Annotated in this window: 20 protein-coding genes and 1 other annotated feature; of the genes, 13 read left to right on the top strand and 7 right to left on the bottom strand. The window is 41.7% G+C overall.

From position 1 onward, the window contains the following. Positions 1–101: 101 nt before the first annotated feature. The 3 genes from ORH16_RS03385 (at position 102) to ORH16_RS03375 (ending at position 1,521) form a co-directional block, all read left to right on the top strand. Positions 102–473 (top strand): carboxymuconolactone decarboxylase family protein, encoded by a 372-nt coding sequence (locus ORH16_RS03385; RefSeq protein WP_265456228.1) that lies wholly within the window; start codon positions 102–104, stop codon positions 471–473. A 152-nt stretch (positions 474–625) separates the two neighbouring features. Continuing rightward, complete coding sequence (locus tag ORH16_RS03380) at positions 626–820, top strand: hypothetical protein (protein WP_265456226.1); 195 nt, start codon at positions 626–628, stop codon at positions 818–820. A gap of 191 nt (positions 821–1,011) precedes the next feature. After that, on the top strand, positions 1,012–1,521 hold the full coding sequence (locus ORH16_RS03375; protein ID WP_265456225.1) for a GNAT family N-acetyltransferase: 510 nt from the start codon (positions 1,012–1,014) through the stop codon (positions 1,519–1,521). 144 nt (positions 1,522–1,665) lie between these two features. Here ORH16_RS03375 and ORH16_RS03370 read toward each other — a convergent pair whose 3' ends face one another. Then, a complete protein-coding gene (locus ORH16_RS03370) occupies positions 1,666–2,592 on the bottom strand; it encodes an aldo/keto reductase (RefSeq protein WP_265456224.1) in 927 nt (308 codons plus the stop codon). A gap of 172 nt (positions 2,593–2,764) precedes the next feature. After that, positions 2,765–2,970 (top strand) — a binding site (T-box leader). Between the two features lie 80 nt (positions 2,971–3,050). On the opposite strand from ORH16_RS03370, the gene hisS reads away from it, so the two are divergent. The 5 genes from hisS (at position 3,051) to ORH16_RS03345 (ending at position 10,834) form a co-directional block, all read left to right on the top strand. Next, entirely contained in the window at positions 3,051–4,349 is a 1,299-nt protein-coding gene (gene hisS, locus ORH16_RS03365; RefSeq protein WP_265456223.1) for a histidine--tRNA ligase, read from the top strand. A 173-nt stretch (positions 4,350–4,522) separates the two neighbouring features. Beyond that, on the top strand, positions 4,523–6,292 hold the full coding sequence (aspS, locus tag ORH16_RS03360; protein ID WP_265456221.1) for an aspartate--tRNA ligase: 1,770 nt from the start codon (positions 4,523–4,525) through the stop codon (positions 6,290–6,292). A gap of 162 nt (positions 6,293–6,454) precedes the next feature. After that, positions 6,455–7,333 (top strand): YitT family protein, encoded by an 879-nt coding sequence (locus ORH16_RS03355; RefSeq protein ID WP_265456219.1) that lies wholly within the window; start codon positions 6,455–6,457, stop codon positions 7,331–7,333. Positions 7,334–7,469: 136 nt separating this feature from the next. Beyond that, a complete protein-coding gene (locus ORH16_RS03350; RefSeq protein ID WP_265456217.1) occupies positions 7,470–8,570 on the top strand; it encodes a hypothetical protein in 1,101 nt (366 codons plus the stop codon). A 410-nt stretch (positions 8,571–8,980) separates the two neighbouring features. Then, entirely contained in the window at positions 8,981–10,834 is a 1,854-nt protein-coding gene (locus tag ORH16_RS03345) for an acyltransferase family protein (protein WP_265456216.1), read from the top strand. Positions 10,835–10,898: 64 nt separating this feature from the next. On the opposite strand, the gene ORH16_RS03340 is transcribed toward ORH16_RS03345, so the two are convergent. The 5 genes from ORH16_RS03340 to ORH16_RS03320 form a co-directional block, all read right to left on the bottom strand. After that, positions 10,899–11,663 (bottom strand): class I SAM-dependent methyltransferase, encoded by a 765-nt coding sequence (locus tag ORH16_RS03340; RefSeq protein ID WP_265456215.1) that lies wholly within the window; start codon positions 11,661–11,663, stop codon positions 10,899–10,901. Positions 11,664–11,809: 146 nt separating this feature from the next. Beyond that, a complete protein-coding gene (locus ORH16_RS03335) occupies positions 11,810–12,166 on the bottom strand; it encodes an MmcQ/YjbR family DNA-binding protein (RefSeq protein ID WP_265456213.1) in 357 nt (118 codons plus the stop codon). Positions 12,167–12,169: 3 nt separating this feature from the next. Further along, positions 12,170–12,694 (bottom strand): GNAT family N-acetyltransferase, encoded by a 525-nt coding sequence (locus tag ORH16_RS03330; RefSeq protein ID WP_265456212.1) that lies wholly within the window; start codon positions 12,692–12,694, stop codon positions 12,170–12,172. Positions 12,695–12,736: 42 nt separating this feature from the next. Continuing rightward, the gene (locus ORH16_RS03325) at positions 12,737–13,021 is read right to left on the bottom strand and encodes a GIY-YIG nuclease family protein (protein ID WP_265456211.1); all 285 of its coding nucleotides are present in this window, start codon (positions 13,019–13,021) and stop codon (positions 12,737–12,739) included. After that, on the bottom strand, positions 13,011–13,754 hold the full coding sequence (locus ORH16_RS03320) for a tRNA1(Val) (adenine(37)-N6)-methyltransferase (protein WP_265456209.1): 744 nt from the start codon (positions 13,752–13,754) through the stop codon (positions 13,011–13,013). The genes ORH16_RS03325 and ORH16_RS03320 overlap by 11 nt, the downstream gene beginning before the upstream one ends. Positions 13,755–13,944: 190 nt before the next feature. Between ORH16_RS03320 and ORH16_RS03315 the strand changes: the two genes are divergently transcribed. Beyond that, complete coding sequence (locus tag ORH16_RS03315) at positions 13,945–14,574, top strand: lysophospholipid acyltransferase family protein (protein WP_265456208.1); 630 nt, start codon at positions 13,945–13,947, stop codon at positions 14,572–14,574. A gap of 112 nt (positions 14,575–14,686) precedes the next feature. Here the strand turns inward: ORH16_RS03315 and ORH16_RS03310 are convergent, their stop codons facing one another. Next, the gene (locus ORH16_RS03310; protein WP_265456206.1) at positions 14,687–15,364 is read right to left on the bottom strand and encodes a hypothetical protein; all 678 of its coding nucleotides are present in this window, start codon (positions 15,362–15,364) and stop codon (positions 14,687–14,689) included. Between the two features lie 227 nt (positions 15,365–15,591). Here ORH16_RS03310 and ORH16_RS03305 point away from each other — a divergent pair, with 227 nt between their 5' ends. The 4 genes from ORH16_RS03305 (at position 15,592) to ORH16_RS03290 (ending at position 25,167) form a co-directional block, all read left to right on the top strand. Then, on the top strand, positions 15,592–16,716 hold the full coding sequence (locus ORH16_RS03305; protein WP_265456204.1) for an exonuclease SbcCD subunit D: 1,125 nt from the start codon (positions 15,592–15,594) through the stop codon (positions 16,714–16,716). Beyond that, positions 16,713–19,826 carry an AAA family ATPase gene (locus ORH16_RS03300; protein ID WP_265456202.1) on the top strand — a complete coding sequence of 1,038 codons (3,114 nt, stop codon included), beginning with the start codon at positions 16,713–16,715 and terminating at the stop codon, positions 19,824–19,826. The genes ORH16_RS03305 and ORH16_RS03300 overlap by 4 nt, the downstream gene beginning before the upstream one ends. A 46-nt stretch (positions 19,827–19,872) precedes the next feature. Then, positions 19,873–23,046 carry a DEAD/DEAH box helicase gene (locus ORH16_RS03295; protein WP_265456200.1) on the top strand — a complete coding sequence of 1,058 codons (3,174 nt, stop codon included), beginning with the start codon at positions 19,873–19,875 and terminating at the stop codon, positions 23,044–23,046. Between the two features lie 396 nt (positions 23,047–23,442). Continuing rightward, the gene (locus ORH16_RS03290) at positions 23,443–25,167 is read left to right on the top strand and encodes an ABC transporter ATP-binding protein (protein WP_265456198.1); all 1,725 of its coding nucleotides are present in this window, start codon (positions 23,443–23,445) and stop codon (positions 25,165–25,167) included. Positions 25,168–25,353 lie beyond the last annotated feature (186 nt).

Raw genomic sequence — 25,353 nt, 5'->3', positions numbered from 1 at the left:
TTTATCATAAAAAATCTGTTTCAAGTTACCAAAGACGTTTAATTTGCTATCAAATTGGCTTGGGGGTATCGTTACCAATAGCGAATGGAGGAGATTTACAGATGGTTAAATACGCAAGTGGTTTAAAAGCCCGGGAAGAAATTATCGGTCAAGCGGCTAGTGAGATGGTAACGCAAAGCCTTAAGGATATTTCCCCAGTTATGGATGATTACATCAAGCTGACCTTTGGCCAAATGAAAGCAGATGAGACCTTAGATTTGAAACAGCGGGAACTGATTGTGTTGACAACGCTGTTAACTCAAGGAGATACAGCACCCCAGTTGAAAATTCACATGCAAGGGGCCTTGAATGTCGGCTTATCAAAGGCCGAAATCATTGAAACTTTTGTCCAATGTCTGCCTTATGTCGGTTTCCCCAAGGTGATGAATGCTCTAACTGTCGCAAAGGATTTTTTTGCTGAAAAAGAGGACTAAATACAGTTGCTAATCAAATTGCGAGAGAGTTAGCCTGGTTTTTGTTTTACTAGCTAATGCTTCAAAATAAGCTGTGCAAAGCTTCGTAGCTTTTGACGTAGGGCACTTGCAAAGGGCGATGTTTTTTCAAAAAATTTAGCGTGCACCAATTATTGTTAAAACAAACACCCCGCCAGCATTTTGAAGCTGGCGGGGTGTTTGAGCTTAATCTAAAGTTAATTTTGAAGGCTGTCGCTTCTGTGCTGATGAAGCGCAGAAGAAATTCTTTTCAAAATGGGCCGAGCAAAAAGGGCCAGAGCCAAACCAATGGCAATCTGATTGGTGAAAATTGTAATAAGCAAGATTAAAAGCGAGCTTAAAAAATTGGTAGTAATAGTAATTCGATCATTCGTGGATGCAATCATCAGGTCACCTCGCACTTCCTTCGTTTTTTTAATTATAACATACGTCATTATTAAGTGAACTGGAAAATTAACTCTGTTTACCGCTGCCCAGTCACGATTTTTTTGGTATGCTTAATGCAGGTAGGTGAAGTACGATGACACAAATAAAAGAAGCAAGTTTGCGGGCTGTTAGAGCCTCGGATATCAAATTAATTAGAAAATGGTGGGCAGACAGTCGTGTGATGACAGCAGTTGGTTTTCCCAATGGTTTGCAGGCCAGTGAGGCAGAAGTGTGGACTTCAATTGCTAAACATCAAGCCGTTGATTTTTCTGATTTTTTAATTATTTTAGACGAAGCTCAGCGACCGATTGGCGAATTTCACTATCGCCAAGTCAGCGATAACTCCGCCACCTTCGGAATAAAAATCGGCGATTATGCAAGTCAGGGAAAAGGCTACGGTAAAGCTGCACTTTTAAAAGGGCTGGCCTTGATTCAAACTAATCCAGCCTTGAAATTGCTGGAAATTCAAGTAGCAGCTGATAATCTCAAAGCAATCGGTTTGTACGAAAAGCTGGGCTTTGTTATCACCGAAAAAAAAACCGACAACTGGACTGATCAGCTAGGAAATTTGCGTTCCACCGCCGTTATGCAGTTAAAAATCTAGCCCGACTACGATAGCTAAAAAATTAAAACCCATTCAAAAATTCCGAAAATAAAAAAGCCAAACTAATCTTTTAAAATGTATTCATCTCATGTATATGAGACGATAGAATCTGATTAGTTTGGCTCATTTTTGCGTTAAAGCCTTTTAAAACTTAAAGGCTTGGTCAATCAAAGCATAATCATCATTGGATAAACGGACATCCATTGCTTTGGCGTTATCTAAAACTTGTTCAGGTTGTTTAGCCCCTGGAATGACGACGGTCACATTTGGATTTTTCATATACCAAGCTAAAAGCAATTGAGCAATCGTCGCATCGTTAGCTTTTGCCAGAGATTTTAAGCTATCTACTGTTCGAACAATCTCTTTGTAACGTTCCCCTTGGAAATTAGGATTTTTCAAGCGACGGTCATCAGCGGCAAATTTAGTATCTAAGGCGTATTTGCCAGTTAACAAACCAGAGGACAATGGGAAATAAGGGACAAAGCTGATGCCTTGTTGCTTCAAATATGGGAATAAATCTTTTTCCGCCTCCCGATGTAAGAGGGAATAATTTTCTTCGACAACATCAATATGACCATGTTGATTGGCATCTTTTAATTGGTCGAGGGAAAAATTAGAGACGCCGACAGCACGAATTTTGCCGGCCAATTTTAATTCATGTAAAGCGCCGACTGCTTCGGCTTTTGGTGTTGTTTCATCAGGAAAATGAATATAAAAAATATCTAGGTAATCAGTTTGCAGCCGCTTTAAAGATTCTTCAACAGCATTGGTTAAAAATTCCGGTGTGTTGTTAAAGGAGCCGTCTTTATCATGGGCAGCCTTGGTAGCAACCACCACTCTTGCCCGGTCGTAATCCTTTAAGACTTCACCGATTAATTCCTCTGAACGGCCTAGTCCGTAAGCGTAAGCAGTATCTAATAAATTGATGCCGCTGTCTAGAGCAGCCCGAACAATTTTTTTACCGGTTTCGTCATCTAAATTGGGAAATAAATTGTGGCCGCCGACAGCGTTAGTGCCTAATCCTAGTTCATAAGCATAGACTTGTGAATGACCAAAGCGTTTTTCTTCCATAGGGAAATCCCTCCTTAATAGTTGCTTTCAGTGTAGCCTAAGTTTGTCAAAAGGGGTAATAAAAAGAACTGCTGTTGGGTCGAAAAGAAAATAAGTCATGAAAAAATTTGAAAATTATCATGGTTTCAGCTTGACTTTCGCTAGTTTCTCTAGTATTTTATGTGTAATATCTTAAAATTCCATGAGGGAACGAGTATTTTGTTTTCAATTTTCCAGAGAGAACTGCCGTGGCTGCAAGCAGTTTACTTGAGACAGAAGAAAGACATTTCTTAGAAGAACAGAGGAAAAGCTGTTCCGTGTGCGAGCGTTAATCGGTTGAGGAAAGAGCAATCTTTCAAATTTAGGTGGTACCGCGTATGACAATCATTCGTCCTTGTTCAGTTAATGAACAGGGACTTTTTTTATTGCCGCAGACTGCCGCAAGGAATTTTAAATCCATTTAACAAGGAGCGAATCACATGAATTACCAACGCCCTAAAGGCACCGCCGACATTTTGCCGGGAGAATCAGAAAAGTGGCAGTTTGTCGAAGAAACCGCCCGTTTAATTTTTAGAGATTATCAATTTCAAGAAATCCGCACGCCGATTTTTGAGCATTTTGAAACAATTTCCCGCAGCGTTGGGGATACCACGGATATCGTCTCAAAGGAAATGTATGACTTCTATGACAAAGGCGATCGCCATGTCACCCTCCGTCCGGAAAATACGGCGCCGATTGTCCGGGCCTTCGTTGAAAATAAATTATTTGGACCAGAATACGCAAAGCCCTATAAAGTTTTTTATACGGGGCCGATGTTTCGCTATGAGCGTCCACAAAAAGGCCGCCTGCGGCAATTTCATCAAATCGGCGTTGAAGCGTTTGGCTCTAGCAATCCGGCGACAGATGTTGAAACGATGGCGATGGCCTTGGATTTCTTCAAACAATTGGGTATTCAGCAAATTCGGCTGGTCATCAATTCCCTTGGGGACAAAGAAACCCGCAAAAATTATCGCCAAGCGCTGATTGACTATTTAGAACCACATTTAGAAGAGCTAAGCGCAGACTCGAAACGGCGCCTACACGAAAATCCGCTGCGGGTCTTGGATAGTAAAGACCCGAAGGACAAGCAGTTTGTTGCTGAAGCTCCTTCGATTTTAGAATTTTTAACACCAGCTTCACAAAAACATTTTGACGATGTCTTAAAGATGCTGGACGCATTAGAAATTCCATATGAGATTGACAGCAATATGGTGCGGGGCTTGGATTATTACACGGATACGATTTTTGAAATCATGAGTGACGCCAAAGGCATGGGGGCCCAATCGACAATTTGTGCCGGCGGCCGTTATGATGGCTTGGTGGAAGAATTGGGCGGTCCAGAAACTCCCGGCTTTGGTTTTGCGATGGGAATTGAGCGGGTCTTGATGACCTTAGCGATGGAGGAAATTGTGATTCCGGCAATCAATGAATTAGATGCTTACGTTGTGGCGATTGATGATGGCACTAATCTTGAAGCGCTGAAATTGGTACAGGCTGTCCGCAATTTTGGTTTTTCGGCGGATCGTGATTTTATGCACCGCAAACCAAAAGCTCAGTTCAAATCCGCCGATAAACTCGGCGCTAAATTAGTTCTGACCATTGGCGAAGAAGAATTGCTTAAGGGGGTAGTGAAGGTTAAGTCCATGGCCACCAGTAAAGAACAAGAATTTCGTTTAGAGGAAGTTTACGAAGATTTCCCAGAAATTTATGATGAGATGACGACCAAAATGTTTGACTAAAATTTATGAAAAATTTTGTCAGACTAGCTTAGGTCTGATGCAATTAGAAGATATTCCAGTTTGACTCAATTTCTATCTAAATGTTCCAACTTGGCCCAATTCTCAAATAATTGAGCCTGTAGGAATGAAAATCAACTTAAAATTTATCTATTAAAAAAGGAGCAAAAAATAAAATGGCAGAACGAACAGTGTATTGCGGTCTAGTTTCCGAAGATCAACTAGGCAAAAGAATTACCTTAAAAGGTTGGGTACAAAAGCGCCGGGATTTAGGCGGCGTGATTTTTATTGACTTACGGGACAGAGAAGGAATCGTCCAAGTGGTGTTCAATCCAGAATTATCCAAAGAAGCATGGCAGATTGCGGATTCTTGCCGCAGCGAATATGTGATTGAAGTGACCGGCGAAGTAATTAACCGGGCGCCAGAAGCCATCAATCCTAAAATGAAAACCGGTCAATTTGAAGTCATGATTGACCAAATTACAATTTTGAATACGGCGAAGACACCGCCATTTGTGATTGAAGACGATCAAAATGTCAACGACGAAACTCGCTTGAAATATCGTTACTTAGACTTGCGTCGACCAAAAATGACCAATAATTTTAAATTGCGCCACCAAGTGACTAAAGCAGCCCGCCACTTTTTAGATAACCATGATTTTCTAGATATTGAAACGCCTTACTTAGCAAAATCAACACCAGAAGGCGCTCGGGATTATTTGGTACCTTCACGGGTCCATGCCGGTCATTTCTATGCGCTACCTCAATCACCGCAAATTTTAAAGCAGTTGTTGATGGGGGCAGGCTTTGACCGCTACTATCAAATCGTACGTTGTTTCCGGGATGAAGATTTACGGGGAGACCGTCAGCCGGAATTTACTCAAATTGACTTAGAGACGACTTTCTTAACGCCAGAGGAAATTCAAACTTTAACCGAAGGCATGATTGCCCAAGTAATGAAGGAAACAAAAGGTCTTGAGGTTACGTTGCCGTTCCCTCGGATGAGCTGGGACGAAGCGATGAACCGTTACGGCAGTGATAAGCCGGATACTCGTTTTGCAATGGAGCTGGTTGATTTAAGCGAAGTTGTCAAAGATGTGGAGTTTAAAGTGTTCCAAAGTGCTTTAGAAAATGGCGGCGTCGTCAAAGTTTTAAATGCTAAAGGTGCTGCCGAAAAATATTCCCGTAAAGACATGGACAACTTAGGCACTTATGTTGGTCAATTTGGTGCAAAAGGCTTAGCTTGGCTGAAGGTTGAAGCTGACGGGCTAAAAGGACCAATCGCTAAATTTATGGGAGACGCTGCTGAAAAAATTATCGCAGCCGCTAACGCTGAAGTTGGTGACTTACTGATGTTTGGTGCAGACAAATTTTCAGTCGTAGCTGCGGCCCTTGGCGCTATCCGTAGCCGTATGGGGAAAGAGTCAGGCTTGATTGATGAAAGCAAATTTAATTTCTTGTGGATTGTTGACTGGCCATTGTTTGAATATGATGAAGAAGCGAAACGCTATGTTTCGGCTCACCATCCCTTCACCCTGCCAAAAGAAAGTGATATTCCGCTCTTGGCAACCGATCCAGCGAAGGTCTACGCAGAAGCCTATGATATTGTCTTAAACGGTTATGAATTAGGCGGCGGTTCATTGCGGATTCATACGAGAGAATTACAAGAAAAAATGTTTGAAACATTAGGCTTCACTAAAGAAAGTGCAGTGGAACAATTTGGTTTCTTATTGGATGCTTTAGAATACGGCTTCCCACCACATGGTGGTATTGCCTTAGGTTTAGACCGCTTAGTGATGCTTTTAGCTGGTGAAGATAATATCCGTGAAGTGATTGCCTTCCCTAAAAACGGAAAAGCAGCCGACGTGATGACGGAAGCTCCAAGCTTGGTTTCACCTTTACAATTATTTGAATTAAATATTGACGTGACGGCGATTGAAGAATAAAATACAGTGACCTTAAGCTGTTTTTTCAGAAACTTGCAGAAATGAAAGGTTTTCTTAAGGGAATCATTAGGAAAAATTAGAACAACTTTAACCGGTTGTTCTTTTTTCTTTGTTATAAAAAGGGTATACTGTAACTGATTAAAACAAAGCGAGGCTTTTTCAATGAAAAAAATAGTTGATAGTTGGCTCTATAATGATTTTACCGCCAAACTATCGGTAGCAATTGTCTATGCACTGTTGTCCTCTATTGCCATTAATTTTTTCTATCAACCAGGTCATATTTATTCCAGCGGGATTACCGGACTGGCCCAAGTGATTACCACACTGTCAAAAGATAGTATTGGGTTTGGCTTGCCGGTTTCAGTCACGTTGTACCTGCTAAATATTCCTTTGTTTTTGGTTGCTTGGCGTAAAATTGGGAAAAAGTTTACTATTTTTACGATTATCACTGTGACCTTAGCGTCTTTGTTTATTCAAATTATTCCCCAGACGGAACTAACCACCGATCCGATTATCTGTGCGATTTTCGGCGGCGGTATTATGGGCTTTGGCGTTGGCTTTGCCTTGAAAAATGGGTTGTCCTCCGGTGGTCTGGACATTATCAGTATTACGATACGTAAAAAAACCGGTCGCACAATCGGCTCGATTTCTATTTATTTCAATGCTGTGATTATTTTGTTGGCGGGTGTGCTATTTGGCTGGCAGTATATGTTTTATAGCGCCTTGTCGATTTTTGTCAGCGGCAAAGTAACAGATGCTGTGTTCACTAAGCAAAAGAAAATGCAGGTGATGATTGTCACCAAATGCCCAGATGAAGTGATTGAAAATATTCAAGGGAATATGCGCAGAGGGATTACCATTATCCACGAAGCAGAAGGTGCCTTTAAACACGATAAACAAACGGTTTTACTAACGATTGTGACACGCTTTGAGCTGCCTCTTTTGGAAACAGCGATGAAAAAAGCCGACCCGCAAGCCTTTGTCAGTATTTCAGATAATGTAAAAATTCTCGGTCATTTTTATGAGGAAAGTTTACAATAAGTTGAATAATAAGAAAAGGGAATTGGCGCTGAGCTGATTCCCTTATTTTTTTGGAGGATTTTGCAAAAAAGGCGAGCGAAACATAAGCTAGAATGTTACACTTATGAGGAAATGAAAATAAAAAGGAAGTGGGAAAATGAAAAAAGTTTTGGGTGGTTTACTAGTTACAGGGATGTTTATTTTAGGCGGTTGCGGTAGTTCGGCACGGGATGATTTTGCTGACACTTGGGATGAGGTCAATGACTTTAGTCAGTACAATGCGATTGATTTTTCATTGACTGTCGATGAGCTGACCATGGATGGCGGCACAACCAGCAGCAGCGACGAGTATGATTTTAGCGGCATTTTTGATTCGCTGATGACCAGTATTCAAGGAATGGGCATTGGTGGCAATGTTTTAATTGACCAAGAAAATGAAGCAGTTGAGTACAATTTCAACTTGAATTTCATGGACAATGAGTTTCCATTTGAAATGATTATGGCTGGCGAGCAGACCTATATTTCTGGTGACGCCTATGTTCAAATCTTGACGCTGATGAGTTCTCTTTATGATACCGGTGTTGATTTTTCTTCAATGACCGATCAGTTAAGCGGCAAATATGTCGAAGCTGATCCAGATGATTTCGGCGATACATTTAGTACGAGCGATTTGACTGATTTACTAGAGGTTGATGATTCAGCACAAACGACCTACCTTGCTGAATACACTCGCACCTTAGACGAAAGCACTTTTGAACAAGACGGCGATAAAATTTCTCATACCTATACCCTTGAGGAAATTGAAGGCTATTATGAGTATGTGCAGGAAAACGGCACTGATGAAGACATCGAAGAGCTAGGAGAATTTGATTCTGCCGACATTACTGATTTTGAATTGATGGTCACTTTGGACACAAGCAATAATAGTGCAGAATTTTCCTGCACAATGACCAATGACGATGCTGACGGCACGATGACTATGGGCTTTTCCGGTAATCTTGCTCCGACTTCAAGTGATGAAACTGTGACTGTGCCTTCTGGTGATCAAGTAGTGACGGAAGATCAACTGGACACCATGTTAACAGAAGGTACCACTTATCAATTGAGCGAAGATGAGTTCAATGAGCTTTTAACCAGCATTGAAGGCGCCCAAGATTATTACACCAAAGATGAAATCATCGAACTGTTTGAAGCAGAAGGAATCACCTTCACGGATGATCAAATTGCTCAGATTGACGCTTTGTATCCGGCGATGTAAAATGACCAATTAAATGGAAGTATCTGATCTGAAACTCAAAGGATCAGATACTTTTTTAATTCAATTTGCTTAGGAAACATGTAGTTGTTAACTGATAAGCAAAAAAAGAATGAACAATCTAGGTACTATTAAGTAAAATAGGGAAGTTAACTGAAAGGATTTTCCAATTTTTAGCTGCTAGCAACTTATTAAGCACTTCAAAAATTAATTTCTAGCTACTGAAATTAGAAAAGAAAACTTTTTTATCCCAAAGCAAAAATATTAGCTACAATCAGCGTTAATAATTGAGTAAAAAGAGATAACTTTAAATTATTAAAGTCTTCCTAAATACTTAATAACTTTTTCTTGCTTTTCATATTAAAAGGTCGTACTCTTAAGATTATATTACAAAAGGATTTGGTTGGGGTCGAATGAAGAGAGAGAAACGCTATATTACCGGTTTTGACGGCATCCGTTCAATTGCCGTTATTGGAGTCATCCTGTATCACCTGCTGCCGACGAGTTTGGCGGGAGGCTATCTAGGGGTCCCCATTTTTTTTGTGGTCTCAGGGTATCTCATTACTGATTTATTGCTACAGGAATTTGATGACAATAAAAAAATTGACATCTGGGCCTTTTATAAACGGCGGATGAAACGTCTGTATCCTGCGATGGTGGGCATGTTTTTGACGGCCATTACATATATTACTTTATTTCAGCAAAATCTTTTAGAAAATATTCGTCAGATTGTGGTCAGCAGTTTGCTATATGTCAATAACTGGTGGCAGATTTCTCGGGGTTTTTCTTATTTTGATCGCTTTGCGAATGAGTCCCCCTTTACGCATATCTGGTCTTTAGCCGTTGAGGGACAAAATTATTTAATTTGGCCGATTGTCGTCTTGTTGATGCTGAAGTTTATTAAAAGCCGTGGCCGCATATTTTATATTTTAATGGGAGCGAGCATCTTCTCAGCCTTGTTGATGGTTATTTTATATACTCCCGGCGGTGATCCAACCCGAGTCTACTATGGAACAGATACCCGTTTGTTTTCGGTTTTGATTGGGAGTGCCTTGTCATTTGTCTGGCCAAGCCGTCGCTTGAAGAAAAATATTTCCCGTAAAGCAACTTGGAATTTAAATGTTATCGGGCTAATCTCACTGATTATTTTATTGATTGGCTTAGTAAAATTAGACGACCAATCCAATTTTGTCTATTGGGGTGGGATGTATCTCTACAGTATTTTCTGTGCCATCTTAGTTGCCGTGACGGCTCATCCTGGTTCCTCATGGAATCGTTGGTTGACCAACCCAATTTTTAATTGGTTGGGAAAAAGGAGTTATGGAATTTATCTGTATCAATATCCAGTGATGATTTTTTATGAAGCGAAAATCACCAATGTAAATAATTTATTGTGGCTGCACATTATCATTGAAATTGTGCTGATTTTACTTGTCAGCGAATTGTCCTATCGCTTTATTGAAACACCTTTTAGAAAGCTCGATTATGGACATTTGAAGCAGCAAATGGCTAATTTTTTAAAAAGTCGCAAAAGTGTCAAACAAACTTTATTTTACAGTAGCAGTATTCTGTTGCTGGCTATCACGGTATTCGGATTGCTGATTGCACCGACTGACGCCGCGAATGCAGAGCAGGATGAGTTTGAAGCTCATTTAACGGAAAACAGCCGTCTTGCTGAAGCAACAAAAGATGGCACGACTAGTTCGACTGACAGCTCAACGGATTCAACAGCTCAATCAGAAATTCCGACTGAGGCCAATCCTTATGGCCTATCAGAAGCGCAAATTACAGCTGCGCAGGCTTTGCCGATTTCAGCATTTGGTGATTCGATTGTATTGGATATGGTAACGGATTTTCAAAGTGTCTTTCCGCAAATTGTGATTGATGGCGAAGTTGGTCGGCAATTATACAATAGTTCCGAGGCCTTGAGTGGGATGGCTGACAAAGGTGAACTGGCGGATACGGTGATTATGAGCTTAGGTACAAATGGGCCCTTCACCGAAGAACAATTTGCTGAAATCATGACAGTTCTAGGAGAACGGCAAGTCTATTGGATTAACTTGCATCTGCCAACCCGTCGCTGGGAAACGCAAGTCAATGATATGTTAACAGCCATGGATGCAAAGTATGACAACTTGACCCTAATTGATTGGCACACTTATAGCACCGACCATCCTGAATGGTTTTTTAATGACAACGTGCACCCTAACGCAGCTGGTGCAGTTGAATACACCCGTTTAGTGGCGCAAGCAATTTTAGCTGAATAAAGAAAACTGCAGAGCAGCCAGCCCCAAGTAATGGAGTGGTTGCATCTGCAGTTTTCTTTTGCTCTTATTCTTTTGGTTTGACGGCAACAAAGATAAAGCGATGTTCTAGGTTAGCGATAAATCCTTTTTGATTTAACTCTTCTTCTAAATAAAGCAGCTCCTGTAAATTATTTTCCACCGAAAAATTCGGAAACTCCCAAGAAATAGTCAATGCGTAATAGATGAGGGCCTCCAGCGTATAAAATTTTTGCCATGGATAGGCTTCATCAGCAAAAAGCAATTGAAAATTTTCGCCTTTAAGCTGTTCTTTGATGGTTGCCAAATGCCAGTCAAATTGCTTTTTTTGAAAATTAGGAATCAACCGGGAAGTAAGGGTCAAGCCATTTAAATCGCCGACCTGCTGCGAAATAAAAATTCCACCGGGTTTTAAGACCCGCTTGACTTCTTTCAAATCAAAAGACTCATGGGAATTAATCACCAAATCAAAATGCTGATCAGGAAAGTTTAATTTGTCATCCTCTTTTACAAATTCAACAGCGACACCCTGAGGGGTTAAATTTTCTAAAAGCAGCCGATAATTCTTCGGCCAGCCCTCCGTCACCGCCGTATTCTTTAGTGGGTGATTAAAGCTTTTTAAAAGCTCGCCACCGCCTGTTCCCATGTCCAAAAGCTGGCAGTCTGGCTGTAAAAATTTTCGAACAATTTCTTGGTAATTCCAAGGGTTCGCTTCTTGTGTGTACTCGGCTTCAATGGCTGAAAAATCCCAGCCGCTGAAATTTTTTTGTTGGGCCTGAGCTTTTAGCCAGGCCGGATTGATTGTTGTGGGCATAAACATTCTCCTTAAAATTTTAGTACTTGAGAAATTGATACCGCCCGTGATAGCAGAAAACAAGCTTGAGATAGTCGCTATCATGAGCTATATCAAGCAGTTACCTCGTTTTAGTCTGATAATCATCATCTCACACCCTTCAAATATTACGTCAAAGTCAAAGAATAGCTGGCATCAATCAAGCCAGCCAGTTCAGAAAAATCGGCAAATTGCCGTAAATCAACGGTAATCCAGTGGCTTTTATTCATATGATAGGCTGGGAAAAAACCAGCCTGCTCCTGTAAAATACTGCCTAATTCTGGTTCGATTTTTAAATTTAAGATGGTCAACTCATCATTAGTGGGCAAGTCCAGCTTGTCTCCCGTGACGCTCATCAGCAACGCAAACCACTTTTGATTGCGGCGATGACGAAAGACGCTGCTATTGTTTTTAGCAAAGGGCCGGTCCGGTTGAATCTGATAACGCTGAAAAATGTAATCGATAACTTCTGCTTCTGTACTCATAGATCAGGCCTCTGATGTCAATTGTTTTTGCATCAAATAATCGGTCTGCACATCGTCCCCCATGACAAAATCATGTTGGCCGACCCGCTGAAAGCCAATTTTTTTATAAAAGGCTAAAGCCGGCTGATTGTATTCCCAAACTCCTAGCCAAATCGATTGCTTTTGCAACTCATCTGCCCGTTGCAAAGCTTTTTGGAACAAGCGATTACCTAGCCCTTGGCGTTTAAATTGTTTACGGACATAAATCCGTTCAATCTCAAGGCCTTCAGCATCAACAGGTTCCGTTTGAGCGGGACCGTAATTTAATTTTAAATAGCCGGCTAAAACATCGTCGCTAAAGATAAAATAAAATTCTGAGAGGGGATTAGCAAGCTCTCTCTCAAGCTTTTCAAGATTGTAGGCTTCGTCTAAGTATGCATCCATATTTTCTTTGGTGTTGTCATTAGCGAAGGTATCAAAATAAGTCTCGCGGCTGATAACTTCCAGTTCCTTGGCGTTTTCTTTTGTCAGAGGTTTAATTTCAATCATCGTCTGGGCTCCTTTGCATTATCGCTTGTGTAGTAGGCCTTTTTAGCCAACTAAAACGCTATTGGTTTTAGCTGTCTGTAAATAGGTTTCTTTTTGTCTACGGGTCAGCTTTTTAAAGGCTGACTCGGCTTTGGTAGCTTCACTGCGGCTGGCAAAACTTTCCGCATGAATCATTTGAACAGGACGGCGGCTGTTGGGGTGAGTATATTTGGCGCCGGTACCGCTGTTGTGTTCAGCTAGACGGCGGCTCAAATCAGTCGTATAGCCGCCATAAAAAGTTTGATCACGACACAGCAGTACGTAGAAAAAATGTTCGTCACTTTTCATAGAGCATGCCTCGAATCTCAGGTGTATAATCGCCATTTTCATCGGTAGTAAGAAGAGGTGGCAATATTTTTAGACCGGCTTCTTTGCCGTTACGAATTCCTTCAACCAGTAAAATATTGGCTTCTTTGCCGACCTTTGGATAGACAAACTGCAATCGTTTTGGAGCGATATCATATTTTCTTAAAGTATCGATGATATCTAAGAAGCGATCCGGCCGATGGACCATCGCAAAATGGCCATTGGTTTTCAATAGACCGCTGGCAATTCGAATGACTTCGTCAAGATTCGTTTCGATTTCATGACGGGCAATCGCTAAATGGGGATTGGGATTTTTGCGACTGGTCGGCAGTTCCTTGAAATAAGGTGGATTGCACAAAACTAAATCAATCGAGTCAGGCTGTAAATAGTTGAAGCAGTCTTCAATGTCACCGGGTACCATAGTCACTTGTTCCTCCAAGTGATTTAGTAAAATACTTCGCTGCCCCATGTCGGCAAGGCGCGGCTGGATTTCAATTTGGGTAATCGGCGCAGCGGTTTTACCGCTGACAAAAAGACCCACGGCACCATTGCCGGCACAGAGATCGACAATCTGACCTTTTTGGGGAATTCTGGGAAAATTTGCTAATAAAACAGCATCTAGAGAAAAAGAGAAGACCTCTTTGCTTTGAATAATTTGAATACCTTCAGCGAAAAGCTGGTCAATTCGCTCACCGGTTTTTAAAGGGACAGTCACCTACGCACAGCTTCTTTCTTTATAATTTCTTAAGCCTTGTAGCTTTTTTTTAGGTTCTATGAATAGAATACTGGTATTATACCTTAGACATTTACTTCCAGCAAAAAAATACTTGATAAGTAAAATAAATTTCGGCATACTATGATTCAGAGAAGTCAGAGCTTTCTCCCAGTCAGAAAGGAAGAGGAACATGTTTTTCCGTTTTATTCGAATGGTAGCTCGCTTTGTGGTTTTTGTGTTGAATGGCAACGCCCATTATCAAAATCGTGAAGCCCTACCGCAAAATGAAAATTATATCTTAGTCGCACCCCATCGAACCTGGTGGGACCCGATTTATTTGGCGATTGGCGCCCGCCCAAAATCCTTTAGTTTTATGGCCAAAGAAGAATTATTTAAAAATCCAATTTTGCGTTATATTCTGGTTCACGCCAATGCTTTTCCAGTTAAACGCACCAATCCTGGACCAAGTACGGTGAAGACACCAGTAAAATTATTGAAGTCAACGGATTTGAGTTTGATTATGTTTCCTAGCGGCACTCGCCATTCTACTGAATTAAAAGGCGGCATGGCATTGATTGCTAAGCTAGCTAAGGTGCGAATCGTGCCGTCTGTTTATCAAGGCCCGACCAGTTTTAGCGGGTTACTCAAGCGCAAACGGATTGATGTTCGTTTCGGAGAACCGATTGATATTAGCGATATTAAAAAAATGGATAAAGCTGGTATGGATGAGGTGGAACGCCGCATTCAAACAGCTTTTGATCAATTGGACAAAGAGGTCAATCCAAATTACAAGTATGTCGCTTCTGAAAAAAAATCTTAAAAAACAGCTTCCCATTGTATCGACTCTTAAACTGTTAGCTTTTTAGTCTAACTCTTAAGGGGGATACCGACTGAATGGGTAGCTGTTTTTTTTGATTAATTTATCAATCCCATTAACTCTTTGACCACCATTGGCGAAATTTTTGGAATAAAGAAGGTTGCTGCTGTCTGTCAGCTACTTTTTCAGCAGCATTAAAGGCGGTGATTAGCTGGCTATTGAGTTGCTGATAGCTATCAATTGAAAACATGGGCTGACCAGCATGATTGGCATATTGATCAGTCCCAACGGCTGAACCCAAGGGATCTTTTGGATATAGCCAATTTGTTTGCTGCTGCTTGGCAACATGTGTGCACAAAGCGAGTAATTCGTCGTAAAATTCTAAATAATCGGAGTAGAAGTTAATGGTTTCCGTGTAGTCAATAATGATTGGGACAGTCGCATCAGTCGCTCTTTGCTGCTGGATGACATGGACAAACTCTTCATAAACTGGGCTCAGTAAAGGATAAAGGGAATCAATATAGGAACGATTATCCTCAAGATTTTTTAAATAATTGTCGCTAGCAAGCTGGATTTCACCGACCAGATTTTCTGTAAACCACGTACTAAAAGCCTCTTCATAAGCTTCTTCCTCCGCAAATTTTTCTAATTGCGGAGCCGTTAAACTGGCAATCGCCTGCTGTTTTGCGGGCAATTGCGGCAGTGCCCCTAATAGCCAAAAAAGCGGCAAGCTATTGTTTGCTTCAAAAAGTTGACAGTCAGTTCCTGCCAGTAGATAAGCCCGATTCCCCATCTTTTTTCCTCCAAAGTAATTCAAATGGTTTTTATTTATTTTAACAGGAAAAAGGCTGAAGAAAGTGTTTGGAGGAATTTTTTTTAAATCGCAGTCTGCTTAGCATAATTTGAAAAACAGTCAGCCAGTTTAAAATCTTTTTTCTCCTGAATCTTCTGAGGCTGACGACTGCTTGAGGACTGGAAAAGTGGTATAATAGTGGGAAGACCATTTTTGGAGGAACAGACATGCGTTTTTTACATGTGGGGGATTTACATATCGGCAAAAAGCTTCATGGCTATGACTTATTGCTGGACCAAAAGAAAAATTTAGCAGATATTATTCAGCTGGCAAAAACTGAAGAGGTGGACGCTGTGGTGTTGGCGGGGGATTTGTATGATCGTTCGGTGCCGCCGGTTGAGGCCATCGAGATTTTCAATCAGTTTATTCAAGAGCTGAATATTGAAAATCAGTTTCCCGTCTTTGCGATATCGGGAAACCATGATAGCGGAGTTCGTCTGGAGGCTGGGGCGCCGTGGTATCAGCAGACTGATTTTTATCTGCATACCCGTTTAGAACAAGCCTTCACGCCAATTGAATTTCAGGGAACGCAATTTTTTCTGCTGCCCTATTTTGAGCCAATCAGCGCCCGTTTGTATTTTCAAGATGATGAGATTCGCACGATTACTCAAGCGATGGAGCGGGTCGTTCCTGAAATGGAAAAACAATTTAAGCCGGAGCTCCAACAGGTTTTAGTTGCCCATTTTTTTGTGGCGGGAAGTGAAAAAAGCGATTCGGAAACCAAGATTGAAGTTGGCGGCCTTGACAGTGTGCCAAGCTATCTGCTGGAAAGCTTTGACTATGTGGCGTTGGGGCATTTACATAATAAAAATGCCCTCCAGCATCAAAAAATGCGCTACAGCGGTTCGCCGTTAAAATTTTCTCTTTCAGAATTACATCAAAAAAAAGGCGGCTGGCTAGTAGAGCTGCCGGATTTACACTTAGAGTTTAAGGAATTAAGCCCGCTGCACAATCTCCAGCAAATCGAAGCGAGCTTTGAGGAGCTACTGTCACCGATTTTTTATCAAAGCATTGAGCGGGAGGATTATTTAGATATTTTACTGACAGACCGCGGGATTATCCCCAATATGATGAACCAGCTGCGGCAGGTTTATCCCCGGATTTTAGGGGTTAGCCGAGTCAATGGTCGTGAATCGACGGAATTGCAGACAGATTTTAAAGAAGTCCGACGGCTAGCACCGGAAAAATTAGTGGATAATTTTTTCCAAGAGGTGACCGGAGAAACCATGACATCCACCCAAACTGAGCTTGTTGCTGATGTCTTAGGCACACAGGAGGTGACTGACGCATGAAGCCTGTTTCGTTAACTTTGAAAAATTTTGGTCCCTTCATCGAAGAGACCCTTGACTTTGACCGTTTGGCAGAAGCGCCGCTGTTTTTAATTAGCGGCAAGACGGGTTCCGGCAAGACCACTATTTTTGATGGCATGACCTTTGCTTTGTTCGGTGAAACCTCTGGCGGCTTAAGAGGCGCCAGTGAAATGCGCTCTTCCTTTGCAGCGCCGACAGAAGAAACGATTGTGACCCTTGTTTTTGAACATCAAGGACTATTGTATCAAATTGAACGCCGCCCGAAGCAAACCCTACAAAAGAAAAAAGGCAGCGGTACGAAGGAACAAAATGCAAAAGTCGAGTTGACCATCTGTCAGCCGGATGGCACTGAAATCCGTCAGTATAGTAAAGATGGCGAGGTCCGCAAAGAAATTGAAGAGCTGCTCCATCTAAATGCTAAACAATTTAATCAGATTGTGCTCTTGCCTCAAGGAGAATTTCGGAATTTTCTGGTGGCTAAAAGCGAAGACAAAGAAGCGGTGTTACGGAATTTATTCGGCACTGGTATCTATCAAAAATTTGCCAGCGAGCTGCAGGAACGCTTGAAACGAGCAAAAAAATTACAGGAATCAGATACGGCGGAACTGGCCTTGATTCAAAAGCAGTTTCAGTGGGAGCAAACGGCTTTGTCAGATCAGGAATTTTTAACTAACGGCGAAAATTATTTGCTGGAGGAAGCTCAGCATTTAAAAGCTGCGCAAAAACAGTTGGCTGAGCTGGCCTTAAAAGAGCAAACGGCACAAAAAGAACTTTTCGCAGCGCAGGAGCTGACCAAATTATTTACGGAATTAGCAGCAGTTGAGACACGACAGTTAGAATTATCAGCACAAGCTGATGAAGTGGCTGCTTTAGAAAAAGAGCTGCAGCACTTGGAATGGGCGGAAACGCAACGGAATAAATTAGTCAAAGTGGATGAGCTGACTGAAAAAGCCGAAACGTTGGCGGATCAAAAAGAGGCGCTATTAGAAAAAAGCGCCGGCTTGAAGCAGATTCTCAGCGACAGCTTTAAGCAGCAGGCTGAGCTGGAAAAACAAGCGCCAGCTTATGAAGAAAAAAAGAAACGGTTGCAGCAGCTGCAGGATAAATTACCGCAGCTTCAAGCATTTAACCAACTACAAGAAAAACTTCAGCAGTTAGTAAAAAAATTGGGACAGGCAGAAGCAGATGAAGCTCAGCTTAGCAGTCGCCAAGCTGAAAATAACGAGCAGTTAAAAGCGTTGCAACAACAGCAATTGGCAATTGCGGGCCTGCAGCAGCAATTAGCTGAGCTGACCGACAATAATTATCAAAGCCGTGAAATTCACGAGCTGCTAACAGATAATCAAAAGCAGCGGGAAATCTTACAAGCCAATCAGCTGGCAGCTGAAAAAGCTGAGACGGCATTAAACAAAACACGGACTAACGTAGCAGAACTTCAAGCTGATTTTCAATTGAAGAAAAGCCAGTCAGCTGCTCTGCAAATTGCTCGTTTGAGTTTAGATTTATTACCGGGCGAGCCTTGTCCGGTCTGCGGCTCGGTGGAACATCCTGGCCTCGTGCAGGAACAGCCGGTGAGCCAACAGGAAATTCAAGCAGCAGAAACAGCGCTAGTTACGGCAGAAGCTGCTTTAAACGAACAACAGCAAAAATTAGCCGAGCTAGAAACCCGTTGGCAGATTTCTGTCGAGGAAAATCAACAGGCGGTCAGCGCCCTTGAAAAAGTCGAATCAGCAGCTGCTGCCAAGGCTGTCACTTTTATTGAAAAAATGGCAGCAGATTATCAAACAAGCCTGTTGGACTTATCGGCAGTCATTCATTTTTTCGAGGCTGAAAATAAGCGATTAAACGCTGAAATCAATGCTAGTCAAGCGGCAGGTTTGAAAGCCAAAGACTTGCAGGCAGAACAAGAAAAACTGGTTCCACAGCTACAAGCACTTCAAGAGTGGAAGCGTCAGCTTTCTGAAGAGCATAATTTATTAAAGGGTCAAGTGACAGCCCTTGAACAACAGGGCTTATCAGAAGACCCACAAACTATTGAAGTGGAAATTACTGAAATAACCGATCAGCTAAAAAGCTATCAGCAGCAGGTAACTGAGATAACGGAACTGGTTCAAGCGAATCAACAGGCAGAGATTCGCTTGATAGAACAAATTCGACAAAATCAAGACAGTTTTGCCGAAACGAGCAAGAGCTTGACTGAGCAAAATGCCGAGCTAGCGGCACTACTTAAAAAAGCACCAGTGGCGACAGTGGATGAGCTGCGGGAGTTGTTAACCCACACGTCACAGCTGCCGCAATTGCGAAAAACAATTGGTGATTATCATACGCAGATTGCTTTAAATCAAGAAAATTTGAAGCGTCTGAACCAAGCTTTATCTACAAAAGAGCAACCAAACTTAACAGATTTAGAAACTGCTTATCAGCTAGCCCGCAGTGAACAGGAGCTCTTTCATGAAGAGGTCAGTCAGCTGCAGTATCAGCTAGCCAGCAATCAAAAAATTCTGGCCGATTTTAAAAAACTATATCAGAAAAATCGCCAGCAATTAGTTAAGCTGCAGGAATTACAGCAATTAGCAGATACGATTAACGGCAATAATGCCCGTAAAACGAGTTTGGAACGATTTATTTTGCAGACATATTTAAAAGATGTTCTGCTAGTGGCCAATCAACGGCTGCAAAGCTTAACCCATGACCGCTATCAGTTTGAATTATCGACGGCTGTCGGTTCCTTCCGCAGCCAAACAGGTCTGGAAATTAATGTCTACGATGACACAGTCGGTCAAAGCCGCAGTGCCCATACCTTATCTGGTGGCGAAAGCTTTATTGCCGCTTTAGCGTTGGCCTTATCTTTAGCTGAAGTCATTCAAAACCAAGCTGGTGGCATTTCAATTGAGGCTCTTTTTATTGATGAAGGCTTTGGTTCTCTAGATGAAGAGTCACTGGAAATGGCGATGGAGGCTTTAGAAACAATCGAAAGCCGCGGCAGAATGATAGGTATTATTAGTCATGTCAAAGAATTAAAAGAAAGAATTCCCCAGCAAGTGTTAGTCGATAGTTCTGGCAATGGGCAAAGCAAAATTGCCTATCGCTAAAGATTGCAACAAGTGCAGCTTGCCAAGTTAAGGAGGAGAAAATCCCGTGAAATGGAGTATACCTGAAAAAGTAATCAAACGTGGCCGAGAATATCTGGAATCGGGCCGAGTGTTATCCGTTGAACCAGATTATGTTAATCGTGTGTGGCACGGTGAAGTTCTCGGATCAGAGACGTACCATGTAACTTTGGACGGGACCACTAAGGAAGAAGACATCTGCCAATGTCCTTATTGGCAGGACCATCATTATTGCAAACACACGGTAGCAGTGGAATTATATTTGCGTAAGGAAGGGCTGAACCGCATAATTAAAGCCAGCGATGCGCCGGCTGCTGTCAGTGTTTCCCAATCAGAAATGTTTACCAAAGGATTTTCACGGATTTCCTTAAAGCAAACGGATAAAGTTCCCCCTTTGGCGATAGAATTTTATTTGGAAATTATGGAAACCAATCCTTATCATCCTGAGCTGGCTGCTCTAGGGCTGCAATTGCGAGTGGGGTATCTTGCCTTAAATCGCTTTTATGTGGTGAAAAATATCAATGATTTCTTGTCAGCTTGGCAGGAGGAGAAAAGTTTTGAGGTCAATAAACAAAATTTGGTTCTCAGTCGTGGCGCCTTTGACGAAGCCACAAATGAAATTTTGCAAATTTTATACGGTATCAATCAGTCTCAGCTACTACTTGGTACCCGCGGCCTGCAAATTAATGGCAAGGTGGACAAGCGGCGGATTTTATTGCCGGTAGAGTACGGGCAAAACCTGCTGCTGAAAATTAATCAGTTGCGGCAGCTGCACTTTAAAGTCGACGAAAAAAATTGGCAGCAGATTGCTTTTAGCGATGACTTGCCGCCTTTAAAATTTTCTATTTTAAAGGAAGCTGACCACTATCAATTGGCAGTCAGTCAGCTATTTACCCGCTATTTTAGTTATTATCAGTGGGGCTTTTATGAAGGCTATTTTTATCCTTTATCTCATCGTCAGCAGGAAATTTTATTAACCTTGGAGCAGCTCCTTAAACGCTATAAAAATCAACAGGTGGCCTATCAAATGCAGGAGCTGCCGGACTTATTTAAAGGAGTGCTGCCCTTTTTACGGGAAATCGGTGAAGTCTACGTCAGCCCAGAGGTTACCGCTGAGATTGCAGAATATCCCTTAGCTGCCGACATCATTTTTAAATTAAAAAGCAAATCTAAGCAAATTGTCAGCCAAGTCAATTTCAATTATGGCGACAATGTATACTCCACCAATCCGAAAGATCAACAGCTGGCAGAAGAAAAAATTGTGCTGCGGGATTATCGCCATGAAGCGCTGATTAAAAAGCGCTTTGAAGATTTTGGCTTTCAGGTGACTGCAGAAGGCTTTGAAAGAAAATTACCACAGGGCGCTGCCTTATATCAATTTTTTGCCGAAGAGCTGCCGGCTTTTCGCAAACTAGGCACGGTTAAAATGGGCAAAAAATTACGAAGCTTGTATTTAGATGCCCAGCATTATCAGCCTAAAGTCACCGTGACAGAATCTGATTCTTGGCTGGATGTCCACTTTGATATTTCCGGTATTTCTGACCATGAAGTGGATCAAGTTTTGCAGAGCTTAATGCAAAACCAACCCTTTTATACTTTGGAAAACGGCCAAGTGTTGGCCCTAGACTCGGAAGAATTTTACCAAGCCAGCCAATTTCTAGCAGAAATTCGCGGTAGCTTGCAGACGGAAGATGGCATTTTACATTTGCCAAAAAGTAAAAGTCTATTGGTAAAGGAAAAAGCTGGTGACGAAGTCGAGCTAACAGCCTCCTTTGAAACTTTAACCAGAGACTTGCTGCATCCAGAAGATTTTCCAACTGAATTGCCGGAGAATTTACAAGCGGAATTGCGCAACTATCAAAAAGTCGGTTTCCGCTGGTTTAAAATGCTAAGTCACTATCATTTCGGTGGCATCTTGGCCGACGAGATGGGCTTAGGGAAAACGATTCAAGCAATCACCTATCTGCTATCTGAAAAGCAAGAAAACGGTGCGATTCGGGCCGTGATTGTTGCACCAGCTAGTTTGATTTATAACTGGCAGGCAGAAATTCGTAAATTTGCCCCAAGTTTAACCTCCTGTGTTGTGGCAGGACCCAAAGAGGAGCGGGAGGCGCAGCTGGCCCAAGCTAGTGATATTTATATCACGTCCTATGCCGGAATGCGGCAGGATGGTGAGCTGTATCAAAATCAGCAAATTCAATATTTATTTTTAGATGAAGCGCAGATGGTAAAAAATAGCGTCACGAAAACGGCGCAGGCGCTGCGGGAGTTACCTGTGCCCCATGTCTTTGCCCTGAGTGGCACGCCGATTGAAAATAATTTGGAGGAGCTGTGGTCACTATTTCAAATTATTATGCCGGGCTTTTTCCCGGGAAAAACCAAATTCCGCAGCTTGGATAAAAAGTTAATCGCTCAAATGATTAAACCCTTTGTTCTGCGGCGGGATAAAAAGACAGTGCTGCAGGATTTACCAGAAAAAATCGAGACCAATCTTTACAGTGCTCTGACAGAGGAGCAAAAAACGGTTTACCTGGCGAATTTGAAGCAAATGCAAGATAGCGTCAATGCGATGGATCCAGGAACCTTTAATAAAAATCGGATTGGCATTTTAGCTGGTTTGACTCGACTGCGACAAATCTGCTGTGATCCGCGACTCTTTATTGAAGATTATAACGGCGGCTCTGGCAAGCTAGAGCAGGTGAAGGAACTAGTTTTAAACGCCAAAGAAAACAATCGGCGCATTCTGCTCTTCTCCCAGTTTACTTCCATGCTCTCGATTATCGAAACGGAGTTCCATGATTTAGGTTTGGAAACTTTTTATTTGCGGGGCAGCACCAAAGCGAAGGATCGCCTGGATATGGTGAATGCCTTTAACGAAGGCCAAAAGGATGTCTTTTTGATTTCCTTGAAGGCGGGCGGCACTGGGCTGAATTTAACCGGCGCTGATACGGTGATTTTGTATGACTTATGGTGGAATCCGGCAGTTGAAGAACAGGCGGCCGGCAGAGCTCACCGCATTGGTCAAAAAAATGTTGTGGAAGTTTGGCGCATGATTGCTGAAGGGACCATCGAGGAACGAATGGACCTGCTGCAAAAAGGCAAAAAGGAATTATTCCAACAAGTCATTGAAGGGGACCAAGAACAATTGGCCCTCCTGACAGAAGAAGATATTCGTATGATTTTAAGTGTTGGCGAAGCTTAACTAAAAGACTAGCTGGACCAGAAGCAAAGACAGTGTCGAAAAATTGACGGTGCCTGAGCTACTCGTCCAGCTATTTTTTTTACGAGGCTGTCAATTTTTTGAGATTTGACAGCTTATTAAAAAAATAGAGGGTTTGCTTTTGGTAACTTCAGCATACTAAAATAAGATGAATTTCCCATAAAGTTTCATTCAAGAAACCGCAAAGTATATTGAGGTTGCACTTAACTTTGCACCGAGAGCAGATATTCCTTATAATAGTAGCATTGGCGCTAAAGGAGCGGCCAATGGAGCAAAGAAAATCTAGCTTATCAATTAAAAGCTAGCAAAAATAGTTACGGGATGCTTTGAAAAAAGCACAAACGGGTTGTTTTTCAAAGAGAATTAAAAGGAGAAATCATGTTTAAACGTTTTTTTAGTTATTACGCACCTTACAAGAAATTATTTATGTTGGATTTTACCTGTGCCGTTTTGGCTGGCGGACTGGAATTAGCGTTCCCAGTAGTGGTCAATCAGGTGATTGACCAAATCATGCCTCAGCAAAATTTTCGGATGATTGCATTGGCAGCAATTGGTTTGCTGTTCTTTTATTTGGTGAATACTGCCTTTCAATATATCGTCGTTTTTTTTGGTCATAAATTAGGCGTCAATATTGAAACGGATATGCGGCGAGAATTGTACCAGCATTTGCAAACTCAGCCCTTTGAATATTATGATAATCAAAAAACTGGTCGGCTAATCAGCCGCCTGACTACTGATTTATTTGAAATTTCTGAAGTCGCCCACCATGGACCGGAGGATGTTTTTATCACTGTCATGACTTTGGTAGGTTCTTTTATTTTGATGATGCAGATTCATGTGCAACTAGCGCTGGCAACTTTTGTACTACTGCCCTTCATCACGATTGTGCTGCTATTTTTTAATAAAAAAATGACTAAGGTCAACACGCAAATTTATGAGAATTTAGGCGAGTTCAATTCAGGAATTGAAGCAGCTGTCAGCGGCGTGCGGGTCACCCAGTCCTTTGCCAATGAAAAATTTGAGCAGCAGCGCTTTGAAAAATTAAATCAGGCTTATCGCAAATCAAAAATTATTTTTTATAAGGTGATGGCGGTCAGTTCATCATACAATTACTTTTTGATGCGCTTGATTAATTTATTTACGCTGATTTTCGGAGCTTATTATGTCATTAATGGCGATATCACCAATGGTCAGTTTGTGGCGTTTATCCTGCTGGCGAATGTTTTTGTGCGGCCAATCGAAAAGGTCAATACGATGATTGAAAGCTATCCAAAGGGAATTGCTGGCTTTAAGCGGCTCACCGAAGAGCTGGACCGCCCTTCAACGATTGTTGATCGCCCTAATGCCCGCAATGTTGACAATCTCAAAGGAGATATTACCTATGAGAATGTTTCTTTTAAGTATGCAGACGGCAAAAGTGTCCTGCATCATTTAAATTTAGAAATTAAATCTGGGGAAACGGTTGCTTTTGTCGGTCAAAGCGGTTCTGGTAAAACGACGATTTCTAATTTGCTGCCCCGCTTTTATGAAGTCAGCGAGGGGCGTGTCGCAATCGACGGCATCGATATTCGCGACATTACCTTAGCGTCACTGCGTCAACAAATCGGCATTGTCCAACAGGATGTCTTTTTATTTCCAGGAACGATTCGCGAAAATATCGCCTATGGTAAATTAGATGCTACGGATGCAGAAATTCAGCAAGCGGTTTCTTTAGCACACTTAGATAAAGTCATCGACCAGATGTCAGATGGTTTAGAAACCAATATTGGCGAACGGGGAGTCAAACTCTCCGGTGGGCAAAAACAAAGGGTAGCGATTGCTCGAATGTTTTTAAAGAATCCGCCGATTTTAATTTTAGATGAGGCAACTTCTGCCCTTGATACGGAAACGGAACAGGTTATTCAGGAATCGCTAAATTCCTTAGCCAGCGGCCGCACGACACTAATCATCGCCCATCGCTTGGCGACGATTAAACATGCAACTAGAATCATTGTGGTTAGTGAAGAGGGCATCGTTGAAGAGGGTAGTCACACTGAATTAATGAATAAAAATGGCAATTATCGGAAATTATACGATGCTCAGTTTAGAAAAAATAGCCTTTAGAATTTCTTAATAATTTTTATCTATTTTCTGAAACTTCCAAGAAGAATGAAAATGTGTTTCATTCTTCTTTTTTTGTTTGTATTTTCGAGAAAATTTACGCTATTTCTCTTTGAAAAAAAATAAATCCTGACCAAATGAAACAGAAAAAAAACGAAGATAATAACCCTTTTTAGACTAATTTCAAAA

The organism is Enterococcus sp. HY326 (assembly GCF_026157065.1).
GTDB lineage: Bacteria > Bacillota > Bacilli > Lactobacillales > Enterococcaceae > HY326.
This window is presented reverse-complemented; position numbering and strand designations above follow the sequence as displayed.

What these genes read in the sequence shown, in the direction of transcription:
- ORH16_RS03385 (WP_265456228.1), top strand. Translation starts at nt 102, where the DNA reads ATGGTTAAATACGCAAGTGGTTTAAAAGCCCGGGAAGAAATTATCGGT.
- ORH16_RS03375 (WP_265456225.1), top strand. Translation starts at nt 1,012, where the DNA reads ATGACACAAATAAAAGAAGCAAGTTTGCGGGCTGTTAGAGCCTCGGAT.
- ORH16_RS03370 (WP_265456224.1), bottom strand. Translation starts at nt 2,592, where the DNA reads ATGGAAGAAAAACGCTTTGGTCATTCACAAGTCTATGCTTATGAACTA.
- hisS (WP_265456223.1), top strand. Translation starts at nt 3,051, where the DNA reads ATGAATTACCAACGCCCTAAAGGCACCGCCGACATTTTGCCGGGAGAA.
- aspS (WP_265456221.1), top strand. Translation starts at nt 4,523, where the DNA reads ATGGCAGAACGAACAGTGTATTGCGGTCTAGTTTCCGAAGATCAACTA.
- ORH16_RS03355 (WP_265456219.1), top strand. Translation starts at nt 6,455, where the DNA reads ATGAAAAAAATAGTTGATAGTTGGCTCTATAATGATTTTACCGCCAAA.
- ORH16_RS03350 (WP_265456217.1), top strand. Translation starts at nt 7,470, where the DNA reads ATGAAAAAAGTTTTGGGTGGTTTACTAGTTACAGGGATGTTTATTTTA.
- ORH16_RS03345 (WP_265456216.1), top strand. Translation starts at nt 8,981, where the DNA reads ATGAAGAGAGAGAAACGCTATATTACCGGTTTTGACGGCATCCGTTCA.
- ORH16_RS03340 (WP_265456215.1), bottom strand. Translation starts at nt 11,663, where the DNA reads ATGCCCACAACAATCAATCCGGCCTGGCTAAAAGCTCAGGCCCAACAA.
- ORH16_RS03335 (WP_265456213.1), bottom strand. Translation starts at nt 12,166, where the DNA reads ATGAGTACAGAAGCAGAAGTTATCGATTACATTTTTCAGCGTTATCAG.
- ORH16_RS03330 (WP_265456212.1), bottom strand. Translation starts at nt 12,694, where the DNA reads ATGATTGAAATTAAACCTCTGACAAAAGAAAACGCCAAGGAACTGGAA.
- ORH16_RS03325 (WP_265456211.1), bottom strand. Translation starts at nt 13,021, where the DNA reads ATGAAAAGTGACGAACATTTTTTCTACGTACTGCTGTGTCGTGATCAA.
- ORH16_RS03315 (WP_265456208.1), top strand. Translation starts at nt 13,945, where the DNA reads ATGTTTTTCCGTTTTATTCGAATGGTAGCTCGCTTTGTGGTTTTTGTG.
- ORH16_RS03310 (WP_265456206.1), bottom strand. Translation starts at nt 15,364, where the DNA reads ATGGGGAATCGGGCTTATCTACTGGCAGGAACTGACTGTCAACTTTTT.
- ORH16_RS03305 (WP_265456204.1), top strand. Translation starts at nt 15,592, where the DNA reads ATGCGTTTTTTACATGTGGGGGATTTACATATCGGCAAAAAGCTTCAT.
- ORH16_RS03300 (WP_265456202.1), top strand. Translation starts at nt 16,713, where the DNA reads ATGAAGCCTGTTTCGTTAACTTTGAAAAATTTTGGTCCCTTCATCGAA.
- ORH16_RS03290 (WP_265456198.1), top strand. Translation starts at nt 23,443, where the DNA reads ATGTTTAAACGTTTTTTTAGTTATTACGCACCTTACAAGAAATTATTT.